At 70.7% G+C, this 23,197-nt stretch carries 23 protein-coding genes; 8 read left to right on the top strand and 15 right to left on the bottom strand.

What is annotated here, in order from left to right:
* Positions 1 to 29 precede the first annotated feature (29 nt).
* From HOO61_RS22060 to HOO61_RS22050, 3 genes are all read right to left on the bottom strand, one after another.
* The gene (locus HOO61_RS22060) at positions 30 to 950 is read right to left on the bottom strand and encodes a carbohydrate ABC transporter permease (RefSeq protein WP_253942655.1); all 921 of its coding nucleotides are present in this window, start codon (positions 948 to 950) and stop codon (positions 30 to 32) included.
* Entirely contained in the window at positions 947 to 1,930 is a 984-nt protein-coding gene (locus HOO61_RS22055; RefSeq protein ID WP_172261907.1) for a carbohydrate ABC transporter permease, read from the bottom strand. Before HOO61_RS22055 ends, HOO61_RS22060 begins: the two co-directional genes overlap by 4 nt.
* 100 nt (positions 1,931 to 2,030) lie before the next feature.
* On the bottom strand, positions 2,031 to 3,356 hold the full coding sequence (locus tag HOO61_RS22050; protein ID WP_172261905.1) for an ABC transporter substrate-binding protein: 1,326 nt from the start codon (positions 3,354 to 3,356) through the stop codon (positions 2,031 to 2,033).
* A gap of 226 nt (positions 3,357 to 3,582) precedes the next feature.
* Between HOO61_RS22050 and HOO61_RS22045 the strand changes: the two genes are divergently transcribed.
* The 3 genes from HOO61_RS22045 to HOO61_RS22035 all read left to right on the top strand — a co-directional run bounded on the left by HOO61_RS22045 (position 3,583) and on the right by HOO61_RS22035 (position 7,776).
* On the top strand, positions 3,583 to 4,593 hold the full coding sequence (locus HOO61_RS22045; RefSeq protein ID WP_172261902.1) for a LacI family DNA-binding transcriptional regulator: 1,011 nt from the start codon (positions 3,583 to 3,585) through the stop codon (positions 4,591 to 4,593).
* Between the two features lie 133 nt (positions 4,594 to 4,726).
* Complete coding sequence (locus HOO61_RS22040; RefSeq protein ID WP_172261900.1) at positions 4,727 to 5,812, top strand: ABC transporter ATP-binding protein; 1,086 nt, start codon at positions 4,727 to 4,729, stop codon at positions 5,810 to 5,812.
* 116 nt (positions 5,813 to 5,928) lie between these two features.
* Entirely contained in the window at positions 5,929 to 7,776 is a 1,848-nt protein-coding gene (locus tag HOO61_RS22035; protein WP_367650277.1) for an alpha-amylase family protein, read from the top strand.
* Positions 7,777 to 7,848: 72 nt separating this feature from the next.
* Here the strand turns inward: HOO61_RS22035 and HOO61_RS22030 are convergent, their stop codons facing one another.
* From HOO61_RS22030 to HOO61_RS22015, 4 genes are read right to left on the bottom strand one after another with little or no spacing between them, the layout of a single operon-like run.
* Complete coding sequence (locus HOO61_RS22030; protein WP_172261896.1) at positions 7,849 to 9,114, bottom strand: ABC transporter ATP-binding protein; 1,266 nt, start codon at positions 9,112 to 9,114, stop codon at positions 7,849 to 7,851.
* Positions 9,115 to 9,121: 7 nt separating this feature from the next.
* Complete coding sequence (locus tag HOO61_RS22025) at positions 9,122 to 9,985, bottom strand: carbohydrate ABC transporter permease (RefSeq protein ID WP_172261894.1); 864 nt, start codon at positions 9,983 to 9,985, stop codon at positions 9,122 to 9,124.
* Positions 9,985 to 10,929: a carbohydrate ABC transporter permease gene (locus tag HOO61_RS22020; RefSeq protein WP_172261892.1), complete on the bottom strand. Its 945-nt coding sequence runs from the start codon at positions 10,927 to 10,929 to the stop codon at positions 9,985 to 9,987. The genes HOO61_RS22025 and HOO61_RS22020 overlap by 1 nt, the downstream gene beginning before the upstream one ends.
* Positions 10,926 to 12,167, bottom strand: coding sequence for an extracellular solute-binding protein (locus tag HOO61_RS22015; protein ID WP_216659175.1), 1,242 nt, complete (start codon positions 12,165 to 12,167; stop codon positions 10,926 to 10,928). Before HOO61_RS22015 ends, HOO61_RS22020 begins: the two co-directional genes overlap by 4 nt.
* A 169-nt stretch (positions 12,168 to 12,336) precedes the next feature.
* Between HOO61_RS22015 and galK the strand changes: the two genes are divergently transcribed.
* Positions 12,337 to 13,458 carry a galactokinase gene (galK, locus tag HOO61_RS22010; RefSeq protein ID WP_253942654.1) on the top strand — a complete coding sequence of 374 codons (1,122 nt, stop codon included), beginning with the start codon at positions 12,337 to 12,339 and terminating at the stop codon, positions 13,456 to 13,458.
* A 5-nt stretch (positions 13,459 to 13,463) separates the two neighbouring features.
* Here the strand turns inward: galK and HOO61_RS22005 are convergent, their stop codons facing one another.
* Positions 13,464 to 14,390, bottom strand: coding sequence for an alpha/beta fold hydrolase (locus HOO61_RS22005; protein ID WP_172261886.1), 927 nt, complete (start codon positions 14,388 to 14,390; stop codon positions 13,464 to 13,466).
* 92 nt (positions 14,391 to 14,482) lie between these two features.
* Here HOO61_RS22005 and HOO61_RS22000 point away from each other — a divergent pair, with 92 nt between their 5' ends.
* Positions 14,483 to 15,316 carry an alpha/beta fold hydrolase gene (locus HOO61_RS22000; RefSeq protein WP_172261884.1) on the top strand — a complete coding sequence of 278 codons (834 nt, stop codon included), beginning with the start codon at positions 14,483 to 14,485 and terminating at the stop codon, positions 15,314 to 15,316.
* Here the strand turns inward: HOO61_RS22000 and glpX are convergent.
* The 5 genes from glpX to HOO61_RS21975 are packed head-to-tail and all read right to left on the bottom strand — an operon-like array spanning position 15,281 to position 19,217.
* Complete coding sequence (gene glpX / locus HOO61_RS21995; protein WP_216659174.1) at positions 15,281 to 16,297, bottom strand: class II fructose-bisphosphatase; 1,017 nt, start codon at positions 16,295 to 16,297, stop codon at positions 15,281 to 15,283. The genes HOO61_RS22000 and glpX overlap by 36 nt on opposite strands.
* A 10-nt stretch (positions 16,298 to 16,307) precedes the next feature.
* The gene (locus HOO61_RS21990; protein WP_172261880.1) at positions 16,308 to 17,288 is read right to left on the bottom strand and encodes an ATP-binding cassette domain-containing protein; all 981 of its coding nucleotides are present in this window, start codon (positions 17,286 to 17,288) and stop codon (positions 16,308 to 16,310) included.
* On the bottom strand, positions 17,285 to 18,076 hold the full coding sequence (locus tag HOO61_RS21985) for an ABC transporter permease (RefSeq protein WP_367650276.1): 792 nt from the start codon (positions 18,074 to 18,076) through the stop codon (positions 17,285 to 17,287). The genes HOO61_RS21990 and HOO61_RS21985 overlap by 4 nt, the downstream gene beginning before the upstream one ends.
* Positions 18,073 to 18,813 (bottom strand): molybdate ABC transporter substrate-binding protein, encoded by a 741-nt coding sequence (gene modA / locus HOO61_RS21980; protein WP_172261878.1) that lies wholly within the window; start codon positions 18,811 to 18,813, stop codon positions 18,073 to 18,075. The genes HOO61_RS21985 and modA overlap by 4 nt, the downstream gene beginning before the upstream one ends.
* A complete protein-coding gene (locus HOO61_RS21975; protein WP_172261876.1) occupies positions 18,810 to 19,217 on the bottom strand; it encodes a helix-turn-helix domain-containing protein in 408 nt (135 codons plus the stop codon). Before HOO61_RS21975 ends, modA begins: the two co-directional genes overlap by 4 nt.
* A gap of 184 nt (positions 19,218 to 19,401) precedes the next feature.
* On the opposite strand from HOO61_RS21975, the gene HOO61_RS21970 reads away from it, so the two are divergent.
* Complete coding sequence (locus HOO61_RS21970; RefSeq protein ID WP_172261874.1) at positions 19,402 to 19,944, top strand: DUF4245 domain-containing protein; 543 nt, start codon at positions 19,402 to 19,404, stop codon at positions 19,942 to 19,944.
* A 90-nt stretch (positions 19,945 to 20,034) separates the two neighbouring features.
* On the opposite strand, the gene HOO61_RS21965 is transcribed toward HOO61_RS21970, so the two are convergent.
* Positions 20,035 to 20,250, bottom strand: a complete 216-nt coding sequence (locus tag HOO61_RS21965) for an exodeoxyribonuclease VII small subunit (protein WP_172261872.1) — start codon at positions 20,248 to 20,250, stop codon at positions 20,035 to 20,037.
* Complete coding sequence (xseA, locus tag HOO61_RS21960) at positions 20,243 to 21,511, bottom strand: exodeoxyribonuclease VII large subunit (protein ID WP_172261870.1); 1,269 nt, start codon at positions 21,509 to 21,511, stop codon at positions 20,243 to 20,245. The genes HOO61_RS21965 and xseA overlap by 8 nt, the downstream gene beginning before the upstream one ends.
* Positions 21,512 to 21,558: 47 nt before the next feature.
* On the opposite strand from xseA, the gene HOO61_RS21955 reads away from it, so the two are divergent.
* Both HOO61_RS21955 and HOO61_RS21950 read left to right on the top strand, forming a co-directional pair.
* A complete protein-coding gene (locus HOO61_RS21955; RefSeq protein WP_172261868.1) occupies positions 21,559 to 22,557 on the top strand; it encodes a 4-hydroxy-3-methylbut-2-enyl diphosphate reductase in 999 nt (332 codons plus the stop codon).
* Positions 22,558 to 22,569: 12 nt separating this feature from the next.
* Positions 22,570 to 23,193 carry an L-threonylcarbamoyladenylate synthase gene (locus HOO61_RS21950; RefSeq protein WP_172261866.1) on the top strand — a complete coding sequence of 208 codons (624 nt, stop codon included), beginning with the start codon at positions 22,570 to 22,572 and terminating at the stop codon, positions 23,191 to 23,193.
* Positions 23,194 to 23,197 lie beyond the last annotated feature (4 nt).

Genomic DNA, 23,197 nt, shown 5'->3' with positions numbered 1-23,197 from the left:
GCGCGATGCCGGGCGACGACGGTGGCTGCTCAGCCCTTGACCGCGCCCGCAGTGAGGCCACGGACGAAGTAGCGCTGCATCATCAGGAAGACCGCGATCGGCAGGATCATCGAGAGGAAGCCGCCGGCCGTGACGAGGTTCTGACCCGCGCCCGCCTGGCCCATCAGGTTGTTGCGCAGGGCGACCGTGATCGGCGCGTTGTCGCCCGGGCCCACGAAGATGAGCGCCACCAGGAGGTCGTTCCACACCCAGAGGAACTGGAAGATGGCGAAGGCCGCGAGCGCCGGCACAGACATGGGGAGCACCAGGCGGAAGAACGTCTGGAAGTGGCTCGCCCCGTCGATCTTCGCCGACTCGATCAGGCTCCTGGGCAGGGTCGCCATGTAGTTGCGCAGGATGTAGATCGCCAGCGACATGCCGAAGCCGATGTGCGCCAGCCACACCGCGGGGAACGTTCCGGCGATCTCCAGGTCGCTGTAGATGCGCAGGATCGGCACGAACGCGATGTAGTTCGGCACGACCAGCAGGCTCACCACGGCCAGGAACAGGAAGTTGCGGCCCGGGAACTCCATGAAGGTGAACGCGTAGGCGGCGAACGCGGCGACGAGCACCGGGATGAAGGTGGCCGGCAGGGCGATCGCCAGGCTGTTGACGAACGCCTGGCCGAGCGAGGCGTCGTTCCAGGCGGTGACGTAGTTGTCGAGGCTGAGCCGGCTCCAGGCCGAAGGGGTCCAGAACATCGTCCACCAGCCCGTGGACTGGGCGTCGTCGCGCGGTCGGAAGGAGGTCAGGAAGAGCCCCACCACCGGCACGATCCACAGGAAGCACAGGATGAAGACGACGGTCCGGGCGAACCATCCGGCCTTCTGCGGCTGTCCCTCCCGGGAGGCTTTGCGGCGCGTCTTCTCGGTCGGCGTGGCCGCCGCCATCGTGGTCTGTGTCTGGGTCATGCCAACGACTCCTCACGACGGAAGTTGCGCACCTGGTAGATCATGATCGGGATCGTCGCCAGCATGAGCATCACGACGATCGCCGCGGCTGCTCCGTTGTTGAAGTTGCTGAAGAGCTGGTTGAAGAACTCGTTGCCGACGACGTTGGTGTTGAAGCCGCCATTGGTCATCACGTAGACGATGTCGAAGATCTTCATCACGCCGATGAGGGTCGTGACGTAGACGGTCAGCACCGTCCCCCAGATCTGCGGCACGACGACCCGGAAGAAGATGGCCCGCTCGTTGGCACCGTCGATCCGGGCCGCCTCGAGCGTGTCCTCCGGCACGCCCTTGACGGCGGCCGACAGCAGCACCATCGCGAAGCCGACCTGGGCCCACATCAGCATGATCATCAGGAAGAAGCTGTTGACGTGGAACTCGCTGACCTGCAGCCACGCCACCGGGTCGAACCCGAGCGCGGTGACGATGGCGTTCTGCAGGCCGATCTGCTCGCGCCCCTCCGGGCGGTAGTTGTAGACCAGGCCCCACACCACTCCGGCGCCGACGGCGCTGATCGCCATGGGCAGGAAGATGATGGTCTTGGACGTGCGCTCCCACCTCGGGTTGAGCCGGTCGGCGAGGACCGCCATCGCCAGGCCCAGCGCCACCACGACCACGGGGACGACGATCATCCAGAGCAGGGTGTTGAACAGCGTGTCCTGGAAGCTCTCGCTCTGCAGGAGACTGGTGTAGTTGTCCCAGCCGACCCACTCGGTGCTCTGGGCGTTCGCGAAGCTGAAGACGACCGTCTGGACGGCGGGGTAGACGAGGTAGAACACCAGGGCGGCGTAGGCGGGGAGGATGTAGAGGTAGGGCTTGATCCGGTCCTCCCACGGACCGGGCAGCAGCTCCGCGATCTTGTTGAGGAGCCAGTAGAGGACGACCGCGGCGGCGACGCCCACGCCGACGGTGATCAGGGTGTTGAGGATCTTCAGGACCATGTGTCTCGCTCCTGCGGGGGCACGTGACGTGGGGTGAAGGGCTGCGGGGACGGGGACGGCCGCGCGGTGCGGCAGCCGGCCCCGTCCCTGCGGGCGTCGCTCAGCTGGAGGGCCAGCTGTCGTCGATGTTGGTCAGCGTGGTGTCGAGGTCCTGCTGGTCGCTGATCCACGCCGTCATCTCCTTCCAGAAGCTGCCGGCACCGACCTCGCCGGGCATCTGGTCCGACCCGTCGAAGAGGAAGGGGTCGGCCTGGTAGGCCACGTCGGCGATCTGCCGGGTGAGGTCGCTCGGGTAGAGCGAGGTGTCGAACTCCGTGTGCGGCGAGATGAAGGAGCTGTCGGGTGCCGCCGTGGTGCCGAGGTCCACGTTGGCCAGGATCTCCATCATCGCGCGGGAGTCCTCGTTGTCCTCGAGCAGCGTGGCCAGGTCGCCGCCACCCATGACCGGGTTCTCGCCGCCCGCCTCGGCCGGCGGGAACCCGAAGACGCCGATCCGCTCGTCGACGTTGTCGACGACGTCCTGCGGCATGAAGTCGGCGGAGACGACGAAGTTGCCCTGCTTGAACATCCAGCAGCCCGGCTCGTCGTCCCACATGGTGTCCTCGGCGTCACCGAAGGCCACGCTGGCGATCGAGTCGCGTCCGCCCGGGACGCTGCCCTCGGCGAGCACGTTGGTCTCGAGGAAGTCGGCCGCCTGGCGCACCACGTCGGAGTCGAACTTGACCTCGTTCGCGATCCACTCGTTGTACACATCGGCGCCGCCGTAGCGCATGATCAGGTCCTCGAACCAGTCGGTCGCCGGCCAGCCGGTGGCGGTGCCGGACTCGATGCCGAAGCACCAGGGGGTGCCGCCGTCGCTCTTGATCTGCTCGGTGAGCGCGGCCAGGTCGTCGAGGGTCTCGGGAGCCTCGTAGCCCGCCTCCTCCCAGGCCTGCTTGTTGTAGAAGACCAGGCTCTTGACGTTCATGCTGATCATGAGGCCGTACTGCGTGCCGTCGATCTGGCCGGCCTCCAGCGTTCCGGGCGTCATGTCGGCGATCAGGTCGGAAGGGACGATGTCGTCGGTCAGCTCGACGCCCTCGCCGCGGTCGACGATCTGCTTGATCACGCCGGGCTGCGGGATGACCGCGATGTCCGGCGGGTCGCCGGCCTGGATGCGGGTGAGGATCAGCTGGTTGATGTTGTCGACGCGCTGCATGTTGACGTTGATGCCCGCGGCCTCGGCCTCCTCCTCGACCTTGGCCTTGAGCCCGTCGAAGACGAGCGGGTCGGTCGTGGCGAGGATCTCGACCTCGCCGTCGTCCCCGCCGCTCTCACCCCCGCCCCCTCCGTCGTCGCTGCTGCCGAGGCAGCCGGTCGTGGTCAGGGCCAGTGCCGCCGCCGTCGCGGCGAACGCAGCCCGGCGCCGTGTCGCAGTCAGTCGCATGAGGGTGCCTCCTCGGGTGGCGGGGTCTGTCCCGCTCAGCCTCTGTGTCGTAGTGTGACGTGTACCACTGCTGAATCGAATCAGCCGCATCATGTGCGCCCGACGGGACCGGTGTCAAGCAACGGTTTGGACACGTTCCCGCCACCGGCGCAGGGGTGCTGCGGCATGCTCTGGCGCGCGACCGGCCGGTCCGCGACGAGGCTGGTTCGACACGAGGAGTGGAGCGGTGAGGACACGACGGCGCGTGATGCTCGCGGACGTGGCTGCGGAGGCAGGCGTGTCGACCACCACCGCCTCCTACATCCTCAACGGTCGCGCCGACGAGATGCGGATCGCGCCGGCCACCGTGGCCAAGGTGCGGGCGGCCGTCGCCGAGCTGGGCTACCGGCCCAACCGCAGCGCCCGCAGCCTCCGCACCCGGCGCACGGCGACGATCGGGCTCGTGTCCGACCAGATCGCCGGCGAGCAGTACGGCAGCAGCATGCTGACCGGGGCGAGCCTGGCCGCGCGCGAGCTCGACCACCTCGTGGTGATGGGGGAGAGCGGGGGTGACCCCGAGCTGGAGCGGCTGCTGATCGAGGAGATGCTCGAGCGCGACGTGGACGGCGTGGTGTACGCCACCCGCACGGCCCGCACCGTCCACCTGCCCGAGGGACTTCGGGGCGTGCGGTCGGTCCTGCTCAACTGCGAGGACCCCCACGAGCAGCTCCCGTCGGTGGTGCCCGACGACGAGGGCGGGGGTCGTGCCGCCGTGGCCACGCTGCTGGCCGCCGGCGCCCGGGAGGTGTGGGTGGTGGGCGAGGACCCGGTGCCGGAGGCGACGGCCGGGCCGCGCCGGATGGCCGGGATCCGCGCCGAGCTGGCCACCCACGGGCTCGACGTGGCCGGCCTGGTGCGTTGCGACTGGTCGGTGACCGAGGGGTTCGAGGCGACCCGCCACTGGCTCGCCGCCGGCGGTCGCGCCGACGGGCTGGTCTGCATGAACGACCGCCTCGCGATGGGCGTCTACCAGGCGCTCGCGGAGTCCGGCCTGCGCGTGCCTGACGACGTCAGCGTGGTCTCCTTCGACGGATCGGCGCTGGCCGGCTGGCTGCGTCCCGTGCTGACGTCGGTCGAGCTGCCGTTCACCGAGCTCGGCGCGCTCGCCGTACGCCGGCTGCTCGACGCCGGCGACCACGGGGGCACCGATCCGGTGCCGATGCGCGTGAGGCCGGGTGGGTCGGTACGTCCGGTGTGAGTTCCCGCCGCTGTGAGTCGCCTGCCGTTGCTCCACCCCTCACGGGGCCCTACTGTGAGTCCGGACTGTGACGCCAGTCACGGCACTTCACTACGGATCGTCCGGCACGTACCTGCCGGTGAAGGAGCACAACATGGCATCAGTGACGTTCGAGAAGGCGCAGCGGTGGTATCCCGGCGCCGACGAGCCGGCCGTGCCCGGCATCGACCTGGAGATCAAGGACGGCGAGTTCATGGTGCTCGTCGGGCCCTCGGGCTGCGGCAAGTCCACCACCCTGCGGATGCTCGCCGGCCTGGAGGAGGTCAACGACGGGAAGATCTACATCGGTGACCGCGACGTCACCAACGTCCCGCCCAAGGACCGCGACATCGCGATGGTCTTCCAGAACTACGCGCTCTACCCACACATGTCCGTCGAGGAGAACATGGCGTTCTCGCTCAAGATGGCCAAGGTCCCCGCGGCCGAGCGCAAGGAGCGGGTGGCCAAGGCCGCCGAGATCCTCCAGCTGACCGAGTACCTCGAGCGCAAGCCGAAGGCGCTCTCCGGTGGTCAGCGCCAGCGCGTGGCCATGGGCCGCGCCATCGTCCGCGCACCGCAGGTCTTCTGCATGGACGAGCCGCTCTCCAACCTCGACGCGAAGATGCGCGTGGCGACCCGCACCGACATCGCGCGCCTGCAGCAGGACCTCGGCGTCACCACGGTCTACGTCACCCACGACCAGGTCGAGGCCATGACGATGGGCGACCGGGTCGCGGTGATGAAGCTCGGCGTGCTCCAGCAGGTCGACACCCCGCTCAAGCTCTACGACAAGCCCGCCAACCTGTTCGTCGCCGGCTTCATCGGCTCCCCGCAGATGAACCTCCTCGAAGGTGTCGCGGCCGAGGACGGCACGGTGAAGGTCGGCGGCTACAACGTGCCGGTCGACCCGACCGCGGAGAAGAAGATGTCCGGCAAGGTCACGGTCGGCGTCCGCCCGGAGAACTGGCGCCTCGTCACGGCCGAGGAGGGTGGCCTGCCCGTCAAGGTCACCGTCGTCGAGGAGCTCGGTGCCGACAGCTACGTCTACGGCACCTGCGACGTCGAGGGCGTGCCGTCCAACGTGATCGTCCGCATCTCCGGCCGCCACCACCCGCAGAAGGGTGAGACGCTCCACGTCACCACCGACCCCGAGCACGTGCACGTGTTCGACACCGAGTCGGGCGAGCGCCTCTCCGACTGACGGCAGCCTGACGCAATCGTGACAGCCTGAGCCCCCGGGAGCCCCTCGCTCCCGGGGGCTCAGCCGTCCACGACGAGGTGGCGGCGCAGGTCGCCGCACTTCGCCATACTGTGCGCGTGGACAACGACTTCGAGGAGCGGCTGGCCGCACTCGAGCCCGACCTCCTCGACACGGTGTCGCGGGTCTACGGCGCCGACGCCGCGCCCGAGGTGACCCGGTCCCTGGTCGAGGTCGCCAGGGCTGCTCACGCGGCCCGTCCCGCCGAGCTGCGGGCGCTCGACGAGCAGCGGCTGCGCGAGCCTGACTGGTTCCAGCGGTCGTCGATGATCGGCTACGCCGCCTACGCCGACCGGTTCGCCGGCACCCTGCAGGGGGTGGGCGAACGGGTCGCGCACCTGGGCGGGCTGGGAGTCGCCTACCTCCACCTGATGCCGCTCCTCACGCCGCGGCCGGCGCCCAACGACGGCGGCTACGCGGTCATGGACTACCGCTCCGTGCGCGCCGACCTCGGCACGCTCGACGACCTGCGCGACCTCGCGACCACGCTGCGCGGCGAGGGCATCAGCCTGTGCCTCGACCTCGTCCTCAACCACGTCGCGCGTGAGCACGAGTGGGCGGTCGCCGCGCGGGCGGGCGACCCGGACAAGCGGGCGTACTTCCACGTCCACCCGGACCGCGAGGTGCCGGACGCCTACGAGGCGATGCTGCCGGAGGTCTTCCCCGACTTCGCGCCCGGCAGCTTCACCTGGGACGACGAGCTGGCGGGCTGGGTCTGGACGACCTTCAACGACTACCAGTGGGACCTGGCCTGGTCCAACCCCGCCGTCCTGCGCGAGTTCGCCGACATCATCCTGTCGTTGGCCAACCTCGGCGTGGAGGTGTTCCGCCTCGACGCGATCGCCTTCATCTGGAAGCGGCTCGGTACCGACTGCCAGAACCAGCCAGAGGTGCACCACCTCACCCGCGCGCTGCGCACCGTGGCCCGCATCGCCGCGCCCGCCGTGCTCTTCAAGGCCGAGGCGATCGTCGGCCCCGCCGACCTGCCGGCCTACCTCGGCGTGGGGGAGCACGCCGGCAAGGTCAGCGACCTCGCCTACCACAACGGCCTCATGGTGCAGGTCTGGTCGATGCTCGCCTCGCGCGACGCGCGCCTGGCGACGTACGCCCTCCAGCAGCTGCCGCAGCCGCCGTCGACGACGGCCTGGATCACCTACGTGCGCTGCCACGACGACATCGGGTGGGCGATCTCCGACGAGGACGCCCGAGCGGTCGGCCTCGACCCCGTCGCCCACCGGCGCTTCCTGTCGGACTGGTACTCCGGGTCATTCCCCGGCTCGTGGGCGCGGGGGCTGGTCTTCCAGCACAACGAGCAGACCGGCGACCGCCGCATCTCCGGGTCGCTGGCCTCGCTCGCCGGTCTCGAGGCGGGCGACCCGCACGCCGCCGCGCGCATCCTGCTCGCGCACGCGATCATCCTGTCCTTCGGCGGGCTGCCGGTGATCTGGATGGGTGACGAGGTCGGGCTGCTCAACGACCGCGGGTGGGCCGACGACCCCGACCACGCCGCCGACAACCGGTGGGTGCACCGCCCGCGCATGCCATGGGCAGCCGTGGCGGCCGACCCCGATCCGCACGGCATCACCTCCGGCCTGCGGCACCTCGTCGACGTACGACGCTCGCTGCCGCACCTGCATGCGGCCTCGCCCACCGAGATCTGGGACCCCAGAGACCCGGGCGTGCTGCTGGTCGTCCGGCGGCACCCCGACGGCCCGTTGCTCGCCGCGGCCAACGTCACCGACCGGGAGGCCTGGGTGTCCGTTGACGTCCTGCACTGGCTCGGCCTGCACACCGACGACCTGGTGGACGCCCTGACCGGCGCCGGGCCGGAGCTCCACGACGGCGCGGTCCGGCTCGACCCTTACGCCTCGGCGTGGCTGCACGTGTCGCCTGCCGCTCCCGCCTGATTTTCGGTCCCTTCCCGACGCGGCGAGGCCCCGGGAGCACTGTTCCCGGGGCCTCGCTGGTCTCGGTCGACCTCAGGTGGTCGCCTGGTCGGCTCCCGGCTGGACGTCGTCCTGCTCGCGGCCCACCTCCTCGGCCTTCGCCATCGTGTTGCCGCCGGGGATGATGCCGGCGTTGTCGCTGTCGATGGTGAGGTTGTCGCCCGTGCTGGGGTCGAACAGGTGGATCTTGCGGGCGTCCACCCAGATCGTCGCCTCGTCACCCTCGCTGATGCGGCTCGCCCCGTCGAGCGACACCACGAGCTGCGTGCGCAGGGACTCGCCGTCGAGGTCCTTCTCGAGCTGGGCGAGCTGCTTGCGGACCTCGTCGGGTGCCTCGAACGGGATGTAGGCGTAGGCCTCGTTGCCGAGCCACTCCACCACGTCGACGGTGGCCTTGAAGGTCGCCTCGTCGGTGACCTTGTCGCTGTCGACGACCGAGGCGTCCTCGAAGTGGTCGGGCCGGATGCCGGCGATGAGCAGGTCCTTGCCCTGCGCCTTGGCCGCCCTGTCCTCCGGGATGGTCAACGTGCCGAACGGCAGCTCGACCTGGTTGCCGTTGACCTTGGCGGGGAGGAAGTTCATCGGCGGCGAGCCGATGAACCCGGCGACGAACAGGTTGGCGGGGTTCTCGTAGAGCTCGCGCGGCGTCGCGTGCTGCTGCAGTACGCCACGCTTGAGCACGGCGACCCGGTCACCCAGCGTCATCGCCTCGGTCTGGTCGTGCGTGACGTAGACCGTGGTGATCCCCAGCCGCTTCTGCAGCCGCGAGATCTCGGTGCGCATCTGCCCGCGGAGCTTGGCGTCGAGGTTGGACAGCGGCTCGTCGAACAGGAACGCCTCGGCGTCACGCACGATCGCCCGACCCATCGCCACGCGCTGGCGCTGGCCGCCCGACAGGTTGCCGGGCTTGCGCTCGAGGTGCTCGTCGAGCTCGAGCGTCTTCGACGCCTCGCGCACCTTCTCGTCCACCTCGGAGTCCGGCTTGCCCGCCAGGCGCAGCGGGAAGGCGATGTTCTCGTAGACGCTGAGGTGGGGGTAGAGCGCGTAGTTCTGGAAGACCATCGACAGGTTGCGCTCGCGCGGCGCGAGGTCGTTGACCTTCTTCCCGCCGATGACCATGTCGCCGTCGGTGATGTCCTCCAGTCCCACGATCATCCGCAGGAGCGTCGACTTCCCGCAGCCCGACGGGCCGACGAGGATCAGGAACTCGCCGTCCTCCACGTCGATGCTCACGTCGTTGACGGCGGGGAAGCCGTCGCCGTACTGCTTGACGATGTTCTTCATCTCGATGGCAGCCATGGCGGCTTCACCCCTTCACTGCGCCGGAGGTGAGGCCGGCGACGATCTTTCGCTGGAACAGCAGGACGATGATGATGATCGGGACCGTGACCACCACGGAGGCGGCGGCCAGTGTGCCGTACGGCGGGTTGAACGGGTCGGGACCGACGAAGAACGACAGCTGGGCCGGCACGGTTCGTGACGCGGTGGTCGACGTCAACGAGATCGCCAGGACGAACTCGTTCCAGGCGAAGAAGAACGTCAGGATGGCCGCTGTGAAGACGCCCGGCGCAGCGAGCGGCACGATGACCTTGCGGAAGGCCTGCCACGACGTCGCTCCGTCGACCTGGGCCGCCTGCTCCATCTCCCACGGGATCTCGCGGAAGAAGGCGGACAGGGTCCAGATCGCCAGCGGCAGAGTGAAGGTCATGTAGGGGATGATCAGGCCGGGCCAGGTGTTGAACAGCCCGACCGTGCGCCACATGTCGAACAGCGGGCCGACCAGGGACACCACCGGGAACATGGCGATGGCGAGGGCCATCGTCAGCACCAGCTTCTTGCCCTTGAACTCCAGGCGGGCGATGGCGTAGGCCGCCAGCGTGGCGAAGATGACCGCCAGCACCGTCGCGATCAACGAGATGAAGAAGCTGTTGCGCAGCGCGTCGATGAAGTCGCCCGCCGTGGCCTCCTGGCCCGGGGTGACCGACCCGATGCCGAGGATGTCGCGGTAGTTCTGCAAGGTCGGTTCGCTCGGCAGGAACTGGGGGCTCCCGGCGCCGGTCTCCCCGGGTCCCTTGAAGGACAGCGAGATGATCCAGGCCACGGGAAGGAGGCACCACAGGAGGATCAGCACGAACCCGATCCAGGTGCCGGCACTCGTCTTGTTGTTCATCAGCCCTCACCTCTCGCCTGGGCCAGGTCGACCCGAAACACCTTCACGATCCCGAACGCCAGCAGCAGGACGCTCAGGAACAGCAGCACGGACAGCGCCGAGCCGAGGCCGAGCTGCACCTGCTCGATGCTCTGGCGGTAGGTCAGGAACGACACGGACTCGGTGTCCTGCGCGCCCCGGGTCATCACGTAGATGTTGTCGAAGATGCGGTAGGCGTCGAGCGCCCGGAAGAGCACCGCGACCATGATCGCCGCCCGCATGTTGGGGAGGATCACCTTCCACAGCCGCTGCCACCACGTCGCTCCGTCGACCTTGGCCGCCTCGAGCATGTCCTCGGAGACCTGCGACAGACCCGCGAGGAGCAGGAGGGCCATGAACGGCGTCGTCTTCCAGATCTCCGAGACCATGATCGCGAACATCGCGGGCCAGTGGTCGCCGAACCAGTTGAAGTTGTCCTCGACGAACGGCACCCAGCTGTTCACGAAGCCGTTGTTGAGGCTGAAGGCGAACTGCCACGCGAAGGCGGAGACGACCGTGATGATGCCGTAGGGGATCAGGATCGAGGTTCGGATGGCTCCGCGCGCGAAGACGACCCGGTGCATCACCATCGCGAACGCGAATCCGATGACCAGCTCGACGGCTACCGTGACGACCATGATCAGGACCGTGTTCCAGGTGTCCTGCCAGAACAGGCTGTCGGTCAGCACGGTCGCGTAGTTGGAGAACCAGATGAACTCCCGGTCGTCCGGCGCGGTCAGGCGATAGCGGAACAGCGACAGGTAGAGCGCCTGCAGCATGGGGTAGGCGGTCACCAGCAGCATCAGGACGACGGCGGGGGCGACCAGCTTCTGGCCCAGCCGGTTCTCGGCCCTGGTCCGGTCGCTCTCGACCGCCGTCCCGCGGCGTTCGGTCCCCTCCTGCGGGGGTGCTTGGGTCGCGGTCACAGCAGTCTCCTTCCCTGGAGGACGTCCTCGATGAACTGCGTGGCTTCCTCCGGGGTCTGGTCATCGACGCCCGACGGCGGATGCCAGGTGCTCTGGATGCCGCCGGAGATGTCGCTCCAGTAGGGCGTCGGGGTGCGCGGGGCGGCGGACTCCAGGCTCTGCTGGAAGAGCTCGAGCAGGTCGCCGGGGAACAGCTCCTGCACGTTGGGCTGGTCGTAGCCGGCCGCGCTGGACGGCATGTTGCCGGTGAGCTCGGCGTTGAGCGCCTGGTTCTCGGGGCTGGTGAGGCACTCCAGTGCACCCACGGCGAGGTCCTTGTCCGCGGAGAACTCGCTCACGCCGATCCCGATCCCACCGTAGGGCGGCCGGGACTCCTCGCCCTCGACCGAGCGGGGATAGCGGGCCCAGCCGAGGTCGTCGACGACCTCGTCGGAGTAGCCGGCTCCGTTGAGGATGTAGGTCCAGTTGACCATGAACGCGCCGCGGTCGCCGCCGAAGGTCGCAGCCGCCTGTCCCTCCTGCGCGATCGAGAGGTCGGCGGGCGCGGCGTCGGAGGAGGCGAGATCGGCGATGACCTGGGCGGCCTGTCGACCCGCATCGGAGTCGATGTCGATCTGGGCGTCGGCGCCCTGTTCGGTCTGCGAGGCGATCTCGCCGCCCGCTCCGGAGATGAGGGCGTTGATCCAGACCGAGTAGCCCTCGTACTTGTTGGCCTGCACCGCGACGGTGCCGTCGTTCTGGCCGGCGGCCTGGATGATCTGATCCCAGGTGACCGGCTGCTCCATGTCGAGGTCGGTCTGCTCGACGAACGACTTGCGGTACCAGAGCACCTGCGTGTTGGACCAGAACGGTGCCACCACGAGCTGGTCCTCCCACGTGGCCGCCTCGGCGGCGCTCTCGAAGGCCTGCTCGCGGAAGGTGTCCTGCAGGTCCTGCGGGATCTCGGCGAGGTAGCCCGCCTCCGCGAACTCCGCCGTGAACGGCGGGTCGATGCTCATGATGTCGATCTCGGGGTCGCCGGCGGCGAGTCGGCGCGCGAGCTGGATGCGTTGCTGGTTGGCGTCCTGGGGGAGGACCTCGGTGGTGATCGTGTACTCGTCGGTGGAGCACTTCTCGGCGACGGCGTCCTGCCCGCCACTGTCGGGGTTGATGTACCAGGTGAGCTCGGGGGGGCCGCTGTCGCCTCCGCAGGCGGCGAGGAGGCCGCTCGCGAGAGCGAGCGCTGCCAGCGGAGCCACCTTCCGTCTTCCCCAGGGCCGGCCTCGTTGCCGGATCGACGGTGCTCGGGACATCCGCGCCCTCCTCGTGTCTAGTTGAGCCTCTGGTCTAGTGGTCCCCCGCACTGTTTGGCAACATGCATCCCATTCCAACGGGTATGCGGCCCGCGATGACATGAGTAGGGGTTCGATGACGGTCTGGCGTGCCCCGGGGCGGATCAACCTGGTCGGTGAGCACACCGACTACAACGACGGCTTCGTCCTCCCGTTCGCGCTCGAGGTGGGGTGCACGGCGTCGGTGTCGGACGTCTCGGCGGCGGGTGTGGAGGGCTCGGACGGCTGGACCGTGCGCTCGGCCCAGCAGCGCGAGCCGGTCGTCGTACGACGCTCGGGCCTGGCCGGTGCCGACCTCGAGGACGTCCCGGAGTGGTCGCGCTACGTGCTGGGTGCGCTGTGGCTGCTCACCGACCGTGGCGTCGACGTGCCCCCGCTCGGGATCCGGGTCGACTCCGACGTGCCGTCGGGGGCCGGGCTGTCGTCGTCGGCAGCGCTGGTGTGCTCGGTCGCGCGGGCGGTCGACGACCACCTCGGTCTCGGGCTCGACGACGACGCCCTCTTCGCGTTGACGCGCGACGTCGAGAACGACGCCGTGGGTGCGCCGACGGGCGGGATGGACCAGCTGGTCAGCCTGCGCGGCGAGGCGGGGCACGCGCTGTTCTGCGACATGCGCAGCCACGAGACCCGGTCGGTGCCGCTGGACCTCGACGGCGACGGCCTGACCGTGCTCGTCGCCGACACCCGCGCGCCCCACCGGCACTCCGACGGCGAGTACGGCGCCCGGCGCCGTGGGTGTGAGGAGGCCGCGCGCCAGCTGCGCGTCGCGGCGCTGCGCGACGTGACGGCCGACGATCTCGACGCCGCGCTGGGCCGGCTCGACGACGACGAGCTGCGCCGCTACGTCCGGCACGTGGTGACCGAGGACGACCGCGTGCTGTCCGTCGTGCGGCTGCTCGACGCGGGCCGCCTCGCCGACATCGGCCCGCTGCTCACCGCGTCGCACCGATCGATGCGCGACGACTTCCGGATCACCGTCCCCGAGGTGGACACGGCCGTCGACGCCCTGCTCGAGGCGGGCGCGCTCGGGGCACGGATGACCGGCGGCGGCTTCGGCGGCTGCGTGATCGGGCTGGTGCCCACGGGTTCGGTCGAGGCGGCGGGCGAGGCCGTACGCCGCGCCTTCGCCGACGGTGGCTTCGGCGAGCCCGACCTCTTCACGGCCGAGCCGTCACAGGGCGCGCACCGTCTCGGCTGACGCTGCTACGACGCCCGGTCGGCGGTGCGCCGGATGGCCTCGACGAAGGTGGCGAAGAGCTCGGGTGGCAGGTCGTGACCCATGCCGTCGATGGTCACCAGCTCGGCGCCGGGGATGGCGGCGGCGGTCGAGCGGCCGCCGCTGACGTGGACCATCTTGTCGGCCGTGCCGTGGATGACGAGCGCCGGGATGCGCAGGCTGCGCAACCGCGCGGTGCGGTCCTCCTGGGTCAGGATGGCCAGCATCTGGCGCACCGCCCCGCTGGCGCTCACGCCACGGTCGAAGGTCGCCTCCGCGCGGGTGCGCAGGGCGTCGGGGTCCGAGGGGTAGGCGGCCGAGCCGATCAGCGACCACATGGCGAGGCTGGTCTCGACGTAGGCGTCGCGCCCGGCCTTGCGTGGCGCGATGAGCCGCGGCAGGAGGGACGGGTGCTGCCAGCCGACCGTCCGCCGACCCGTGGTGGAGCTGATGCTCGTCAGCGACCGCGCGCGGCTCGGGTGCTCGACGGCGACGGTCTGCGCGATCATCCCGCCCATCGACACCCCCACCAGGTGTGCCGACGCCAGGCCGAGGTGGTCGAGCAGCGCGACGGCGTCACCGGCCAGGTCCGACATGGTGTAGGGCGCGTTGGCCCGGCTCGTCGCGAAGGCCTTGACCAGCTGGTCGGGGCGGGCCGGAGCAGCGATGCGCGACGACTTCCCGGTGTCGCGGTTGTCGTAGCGCACCACGTGGAAGCCGGCCGACGCGAGCTGCTCGCAGAACGCCTGGTCCCACCACGTCATCGGGCCGCTCAGGCCCATCACCAGGAGCAGCGGCTCCGCGTCGGGGTCGCCGAAGGTCTGGTAGCAGAGCTCCACCTCGTTGCCGACCGGCGCGCGCAGCTCGTCGGAGGCGGGAGGCGGCTGGGTGCTGTCCGGGCGCGATGCGGGCATGGAGCCAGTGAACACGACGCTCGTCCCCAATTAAACGCAAAGGGCCCCCACATCCCGCGTCCGGAGCGGGTTCTGGGCTAGGTTCGATGATTGTGACCCAGCGCACAGTGGCCGCATTCCTCACTCCGGAGGGCTTCTCGCAGCCGTCCGTGGTGGCCGTGCTGCGCGAGGGCTCGGTCATCACCGAGGCGGGTCGCTACGCGGTCTCGGCCCTGGGCTCGCGGGGCGCGCGTCGTCGTACGCCGCTGGGCTCGCGCCCGCCACGGATGGGCGAGCCGGTGCTGCTCGTGCCGGGCTTCCTCGCCGGCGACGCCTCCCTCGGGCCGATGAGCCGGACGTTGCGCCACGAGGGCTTCCGCACCTACCGGGCGGACATCCGCGCCAATGTGGGCTGCACGCTCTCGGCCGCCGCGCAGCTCGAGGAGCGGCTCGAGGAGATCGCGCAACGGCGTGGCTCACGCGTGCGGATCGTCGGCCACAGCCTCGGCGGCATGCTGGCCCGCGGCGTCGCGGCCAGGCGGCCCGACCTCGTCGCGGGCATCGTGACGATGGGGAGCCCGATGCTCGCACCGGGCGCGCACCACGTGTCGCTCGCGCGCAGTGTCGACCTGCTCGTGCGGCTCAACCGGGCCGGCATGCGCGGCCTGATGACGGAGGACTGCGTCGCCGGGACCTGCGCCCAGGAGAGCTTCGACCAGGCACGCGCTGCCCTGCCGGACGGCGTGGAGTTCACCGCGATCTTCTCCCGGCGCGACGGCATCGTCGACTGGCGGGCGTGCGTCGACCCGGCCGCGCTCGCGGTGGAGGTGCGCTCGTCCCACGTGGGCATGGCGTTCGACCCGGTCGTGATCACCGCGGTGTCGGCCGCGCTGCGGCCCGCGGCCGCGGCGTCAGTTGTCGAAGTCGATCGTGGAGAGATTGCGTAGCTTCGAGAGCTGGTGCTCGGCGGTGATCGAGCGGACCGTGCCGCTGCGCGAACGCATGACGAGCGAATCCGTGGTCACGCCGTTGCCGCGGTAGCGCACGCCACGCATCAGCTCGCCGTCGGTGATGCCGGTGGCCACGAAGAACGCGTCGTCACCGGTGACCAGGTCGTCCGTGCCGAGGACGAAGTCGCGGTCGAGGTTGTGGCCGGCGTCGAGGGCGCGCTGGCGCTCGTCGTCGTCCTGCGGCCAGAGCTGGCCCTGGATCTTGCCGCCGATGCACTTCATCGCGCACGCGGCGATGATGCCCTCGGGTGTGCCGCCGACGCCGAGCATCAGGTCGACGCCGGTGTCCGGGCGGGCGGCCATGATCGCGCCGGCGACGTCGCCGTCGGTGATGTACTTGATGCGCGCGCCCGTCTCCCGGATCTCCTCGACGAGCTTGGCGTGGCGCGGCCGGTCGAGCAGCACGACGGTGACGTCGTGGATGGAGATGCCCTTGGCCTTGGCGACGCGGGCGATGTTCTCCTTGACCGGCAGCCGGATGTCGACGACGTCGGCGGCCTCGGGACCGGTGGCGAGCTTGTCCATGTAGAACACCGCGCTCGGGTCGTACATCGAGCCGCGGGGCGAGACCGCCAGCACAGAGATCGCGTTGCTCATGCCCTTGGCGGTCAGCGTGGTGCCGTCGATCGGGTCGACGGCGACGTCGCACTCGGGGCCGGAGCCGTCGCCGACCTCCTCGCCGTTGAAGAGCATCGGGGCGTTGTCCTTCTCGCCCTCGCCGATCACCACGGTGCCGCGCATCTCGACGGTGGAGATCATGTAGCGCATCGCTTCGACCGCGACGCCGTCGGCGTCGTTCTTGTCGCCGCGACCCACCCACCGCCCGGCGGCCATGGCGGCCGCCTCGGTGACGCGGACCAGCTCGAGGGCGAGGTTGCGTTCGGGCTGCGGGGCGCGCTGGGAGGAGGTGGAGCTCATGTCGCGCATGTTATCGGCGCGCGGCGTAGCGGCTCACCGCGGTCGCCTTGGCCGACAGCCACACCTCACGCCCCGGTGCCAGCTCGAGCTCCGTCGCGGCGGTGGGGGTCAGGTCGGCGAGCAGGTCGGGGGAGGCGTGCACCAGCAGGCGTACGGCGTCGCCGTGCGGCGCGAGCGTCGCGATCGGACCGTGCCAGCGCAGCCGCGCCGACCCCTCGGGCTCCTGCAGGGAGACCACGACCGCGTCGGGGGTGAACGCCATCAGCTCGTCGCCGTCGGCCACGAGGTTGAGGCCAACGAGCCGCGCCACGTGGGAGGTGCGGGGCTCGGCGGCGACCTCGGCCGGTGGGCCGACCTGCACCACGCGGCCGGCGTCGAGCACGAGCACGCGGTCGGCCAGGGTCAGCGCGTCGATGGCGTCATGGGTCACGAGGAGCGCGATGCCCGGGAAGTCGCGCAGGTGGCGTCCGAGCTCGATGCGGAGCGCCATCTGGACCGACACGTCGAGCCCGGTGAAGGGCTCGTCGAGCAGCAGCACGTCGGGCTCGGTCGCCAGCGCGCGGGCGATGGCGACGCGCTGCGCCTGGCCGCCGGAGAGCTCGCGCGGCTTGCGGGCCGCCAGGTCCCCGATGCCGAAGCGCTCGAGCCAGTCCCGTGCCACCGACTCCGCCGTCGCACGCTTCTCGCCGCGCGCACGCAGGCCGAAGGCGACGTTGTCGAGGGCCGAGAGGTGGGGGAAGAGCAGCTGCCCCTGGAACACCAGGCCGACGCGCCGCTCGCGGACCGGCACCGTGAGGAGGTCGGTGTCGCCGAGGCGCGCACTGCCCTCGACGTCGACGAGCCCGGCCACCGCGTGGAGCAGGGAGCTCTTGCCGGCGCCGTTGGGGCCGATGACCGCGAGCACCTCGCCCGGCTCGGCGGTGAACGCGGCCTCGACCCGGTCGGCGACGCGGAGGTCTGCGACGAGCTGTCTGCCCGGCGTCGCGCTCACGGCGTACCCAGCCAGTGGTCGCGCAGCGCGACGAGGACGCCGACCGAGACCAGCAGCATCACCAGGCTGAGCGAGAGCGCGGCGTCCTGGTCGGACTGCCGGGTGACGTAGATCAGCGTCGGCATCGTCTGGGTGGTGCCGGGGTAGTTGCCGTTGAAGGTGATGGTCGCGCCGAACTCGCCGAGCGACCGCGCCCACCCGAGGACGGTGCCGGCGACCACGCCCGGCAGGGCGAGCGGCACGGTGACCCTGCGGAACGTCGTCCAGCGGGTCGCGCCGAGCGTCGCGGCAGCCTCGTCGTACCTCGGGTCCGCCGAGCGGAGCGCGCCCTCGATGGCGATCACGACGAAGGGCATCGACACGAAGACGTGCGCGAGCACGACGCCGTACGTCGTGTAGGGGAACGCGAAGCCGGTCAGCTCGAGCAGGGGCTCGCCGATGAGGCCCGTGCGCCCGAAGGCGCTGCGCAGGGCGATGCCGGCGACGACCGGCGGCAGCACGAGCGGCACCGTGACCAGGGCACGCAGGGCACCGCGACCGCGGAAGTCGACGCGCGCGAGCAGCCACGCGAGCGGCAGCCCGAGCAGCAGGCAGAAGGCGATGGCGACCGTCGAGGTGACCAGCGACAGCCGGAGGGCGTCGAGCGCGGCCGTCGAGGTGAGGTGGTCCGGTAGGGCGCGCCAGTTGGTGGCCGCGACCATCGCCACGAGCGGGACGAGCAGGAGGAGCGTGGCGAGGGCCGCCGGCACCATCAGGAGCGCCGGTGGTCGCCCGAGTCGGTCCCTCACGGGCTGCCCCAGCCTGCGTCCGCGAGGATTGCCCGGCCCTCCTCCGACGTCACCCACGTGACCCAGTCGGCGGCGAGGTCGGGGTCCTCGGACTGCTCGAGGGTGGCGGCGGAGTACGACGTCAGCGCGTCCTCGGCGCCCGGGATCTCGACAACCTCGACCTCGTCGCCCGCAGCTACCGCGTCGGTCGCGTAGACCAGGCCGGCGTCGGCCTCGCCCGAGACGACCTTGTCGAGGGTGGCACGGACGTCCTCCTCGAGGCTGACCGGCTCGGCGGTGACCCCGTTGGCGTCGAGCAGGGCAACGGCGACCTTGCCGCACGGCACCTCGTCGGCGCACCGCACCCACGTGGCGTCGGCGAGGTCGTCGAGCGACTCGATGCCGGCGGGGTTGCCGGCCGGCACGACGATCGTGAGCACGTTGGTCGCCAACGTCTCGACGTCACCCGTGACGCCGGCCTCCTCGGCGAGCGCCATCGACGCCTCGTCGGCGGTGGCCAGCACGTCGCCGGGGGCGCCGTCTACGACGGACTCGGCGAGGTCGGTGCTGGAGCCGAAGCTGAACGTCACGGCGACGTCGTGCTCCTCCTCGAACGGTGTCGCGAGCTCCTCGAAGACGTCGGTCAACGACGCGGCGGCGAGGACGGTGAGCTCGCCACCGTCGCCCGACTCCCCGGCGTCACCACCTCCGCAGGCGGCGACGGGGAGGACCAGGGCCAGGGCGGCGAGCCGCCTCATCTCGGGACCTCCACGACGACGTTGGTCGACTTCACGCTGGCGATGGCCCGCACGCCCGGCTCCAGTCCGAGCTCGTCGGCCGCGTCGGTGCTCATCAGGGACACCACCCGGTAGGGGCCGCAGATCATCTCGACCTGCGCCATCACCGGGTCGCGCTTGACCCGGGTGACGATGCCGCTCATCCGGTTGCGCGCGCTCACGGTGCCGGCGCGGGTGCGGTCGCGCTCGGCCAACTCGCCCGACTCGGCCAGGTGCTCGGCCAGCTCGGCGAGGTCGCGGCCCGCCACCGTCGTCCTGCCCCCGTCGCGGTGGGAGGGCAGGCGCCCGGCGTCCACCCAGCGGCGTACGGTGTCGTCGCTGACCGCGAGGATCTCGGCCGCCTCCGCGATTCGGTAGGTGATCACGCGAGAAGTATGCCGCACCTGCGGTGCCTCTGCTCTCAGATCCCCGCACGTGCGGACCGACCAGCCCCGGCCCTGCGTCGCTGTAACGCCGAGTTGCTGCAACTACCCACCCAGATGCATCAGGGTCGGTACTGCTCCTAACCCGGCGTTACAGCGCTTCGGGCGGGCTGGGAGGATGGTCGGCGTGAGTGGGACGGGACAGCCGAGCCGGTACACGCGCTCGTTCAGCGGGATGACCGGCGCCCTCATTGTCACCGTCGTCGCCGTGCTGGCGTTCGTCGCCTGGCGCGGGCTCTGGCGCACCGACGTCGACAACGAACCGGAGGCCGTCGACTGGCAGGCGCGCGTCGAGCTGGCGCAGGAGGCGGACCTCGCCGTCGTCCACCCCCGCGAGCTGCCGGCCGGCTGGACGGCGACCAGCACCGAGCTGGCCGCGGGCGACGACCCGCGCTGGAGCCTCGGCGTGCTGACCGACGAGGGCCGCTTCGTCGGTATCCGGCAGCAGGACACCTCGGTCGCCGACCTCGTCGAGCTCTACGTCGATGAGGAGGCGGAGGCCGGCCCCGACGCCACCGTGCCCTCCGACATCACCGACACCTGGCAGACCTGGTCCGACGAGGGCGGTGACGTTGGCTACTCCACCGAGCTCGGCGACGAGGCGCTCCTGGTCTACGGCTCGGCCCCGGCCGAGGACGTCGAGACCTACCTCGGGCTGCTCACCCGCTGAGCCGCCCAGCTCCCCTCCGGGCGGTGCGTGAGACACGTTCTCGGGCCGCGGAACCTGCGTCGCTCACGGCTCAGCGTGGGACCGAGCCAGTCAGTCGGAGTCCTCGGCGCCCATCGCGTCGTCGAGGCGCTTGCGGGCACCGTCGAGCCACTGCTGGCAGACCTTGGCGAGGGCCTCGCCGCGCTCCCAGAGCGCGAGGGACTCCTCGAGGGTCGTGCCGCCGGCCTCGAGGGTGCGGACGACCTCGATGAGCTCCTCGCGGGCCTCCTCGTAGCTGGGCTGCTGCTCGGGGGTGGCGTCAGTCATCGGGGTCCTCCTCGGCGGTGCCGGCGGTCAGGGTGGTGGCTGCTTCGATGCGGTCTGTCGTGGCGTGCACGCGTCCGTCGGCGACGCGCACGGAGATCGCGGCGCCGACGGCGGCCTGCGCCACCGACGTCAGGACGTGGCCGTCGGCGTCCTGGAGCACGGCGTAGCCACGCTGCAGGGTGGCGAGCGGCGAGAGCGCCTGCGCCCGGGCGCGCTGGTGGCCGATGTCGTCGGCGGCCCGGTCGAGACGGTGCGAGAGCGTACGACGGGCGCGCGCGAGCAGGTCGTCGAGCTCGTCGGAGCGGGCGGCGAGCAGGTTGCGGGGGTCGGCCATGGCCGGGCGGGAGCGCACCTGGTGCAGCCATTCCTGCTCGCGGGCGATGCGCTGGGTGATCACCTGGCGGAGCCGGTCGCGCGCCCACGTGACGCCCTGGACCTCCTCGGCCATGTCGGGCACGACCAGCTTGGCGGCGTCGGTGGGCGTGGAGGCCCGGACGTCGGCGACGAGGTCGAGCAGCGGCTGGTCGGGCTCGTGGCCGATCGCCGACACCACCGGCGTACGCATCCGGTGCACGGCCCGGATCAGCGCCTCGTCGGAGAACGGCAGCAGGTCCTCGATCGAGCCGCCGCCGCGGGCGACGACCACGACGTCGACCTCGGCGTGGCGCTCGAGCCGGTCGAGCGCCTCCATCACCTCGGCGGCGGAACGCGTGCCCTGCATGGCGGCGTAGGCGACCTCGAACTGGACGGCGGGCCAGCGGCGACGCGCGTTGTCGAGGACGTCGCGCTCGGCGGCGCTGTTGGGCGCGGTCACGAGGCCGACGCGGCCGGGGAGGAACGGCAGGTCGCGCTTGAGCTCGGGGGCGAACAGGCCCTCGGCCGCCAGGAGCTGCCGGCGGCGCTCGAGACGGGCCAGCAGCTCGCCGAGGCCGACCATCCGGATCTCACGCGCGGCCAGGGAGAACGACCCGCGGTTGGCGTAGAAGCTGGGCCGGGCGTGCACGACGACGCTGGCGCCCTCGACGAGGGGCGGGTTCATCGAGTCGACCAGCGACCGGGAGCAGGTGAGCGTGACGGAGATGTCGGCGACCGTGTCGCGCAGCGTCATGAAGACGGTCTGCATGCCCGGGCGTCGGTTGACCTGTGCGATCTGGCCCTCGACCCACACGCCGCCCAGTTTGTCGATCCACTGCGCGACGGCGTTGGCGACGGCCCGCACCGGGGCCGGCGACTCTGCCGTGGCGTCGCGGAGTGAGGGCACGCGGCGAGGATAGGGGAGGGCACGGACACGCCCGTAGGATGAGGCCCATGAGCACCGACCTCGGCCTTCCTCCCGTCCTCGACCCGGAGACCGCCAAGAACGTCCTGCTCGCGGCCCCCCGCGGCTACTGCGCCGGCGTGGACCGTGCCGTGATCACGGTCGAGAAGGCGCTCGACCTCTATGGAGCACCGGTCTACGTCCGCAAGCAGATCGTGCACAACAAGCACGTGGTGGCCAACCTCGAGTCGCGCGGCGCGATCTTCGTCGAGGAGCTCGACGAGGTCCCCGAGGGTCGGACCGTGGTGTTCTCCGCCCACGGTGTCTCGCCGGCGGTCCACGCCCAGGCGGCCGAGCGGGGACTGAAGACCATCGACGCCACCTGCCCGCTGGTGACGAAGGTCCACCACGAGGCCAAGCGGTTCGCCTCCGACGACTACGACATCCTGCTCATCGGCCACGCCGGGCACGAGGAGGTCGAGGGCACGGCGGGCGAGGCGCCCGACCACATCCAGCTCGTCGAGAGCCCCGCGGACGTCGCCCGCATCGAGGTCCGCGACCCCGCCAAGGTGGCCTGGCTCTCGCAGACGACGCTGAGTGTCGACGAGACGCTCGAGACGGTCGCGGCGATCCGCGAGAAGTTCCCGCTGCTGCTCGACCCGCCGAGCGACGACATCTGCTACGCCACCCAGAACCGCCAGCTGGCGATCAAGGAGATCTCCTCGGCCGCCGACCTGGTGATCGTGGTCGGCTCGCGCAACTCCTCCAACTCCGTGCGGCTGGTGGAGGTTGCCCTCGAGGCGGGCGCGAAGGCGTCCTACCTCGTCGACGACCACACCGAGATCGACGAGGCCTGGCTCGAGGGCGTCGAGACCGTCTCCGTCACCTCCGGCGCCTCGGTGCCCGAGGACCTCGTCGAGGGCGTGCTCTCGTTCCTCTCCGAGCGCGGCTACCCCGACGCGCGCGCGGTGCACTCGGCCGAGGAGTCACTGATCTTCGCGCTTCCCCCCGAGCTGCGCCGTGACCTGCGCGCGGCGCAGAAGGCCTGACGGGAGCGCGAGATGGCCCGCTACCTCGACATCCACCCCGACAACCCGCAGCCGCGGCTCGTCTCCCAGGTCGTCGAGGCCCTGCGCGACGACCAGCTCATCGCCTACCCGACCGACTCCGGCTACGCCCTCGGGGCCCGGCTCGGCAACCGCGAGGGCCGCGACCGGATCCTGAAGATCCGCGAGCTCGACGACCGCCACCACTTCACCTTGATGTGCAAGGACTTCTCCCAGCTCGGGCAGTTCGTCCACGTCGACAACAAGGCGTTCCGGGCGATCAAGGCCGCGACCCCGGGGCCCTACACGTTCATCCTCCCCGCGACCGGCGAGGTGCCCAAGCGGTTGATGCATCCCAAGAAGCGCACGGTCGGCGTCCGCATCCCCGACCACACCCTGGTCTGCGCGCTCCTCGAGGAGCTCGGCGAGCCCATCCTGACCAGCACCCTGATCCTGCCCGGCGAGACCGAGGCGCGGACGATGGGCTGGGAGATCAAGGAGGACCTCGACCACGTCGTCGACGTCGTGGTCGAGTCGGGCGAGGTCACCGCCGAGCCCACGACGGTGATCGACTGGTCCGACGCCGAGCCGGTCGTCGTACGTCGTGGGGCGGGCGACGTCTCGCGATTCGAGGCCTGACCAG

The sequence above is a fragment of the Nocardioides sp. zg-1230 genome (assembly GCF_013155335.1).
Classification (GTDB): domain Bacteria; phylum Actinomycetota; class Actinomycetes; order Propionibacteriales; family Nocardioidaceae; genus Nocardioides.
The sequence above is the reverse complement of the archived record's forward strand: the minus strand, read 5'-3'. Positions and strand labels throughout refer to the sequence as shown.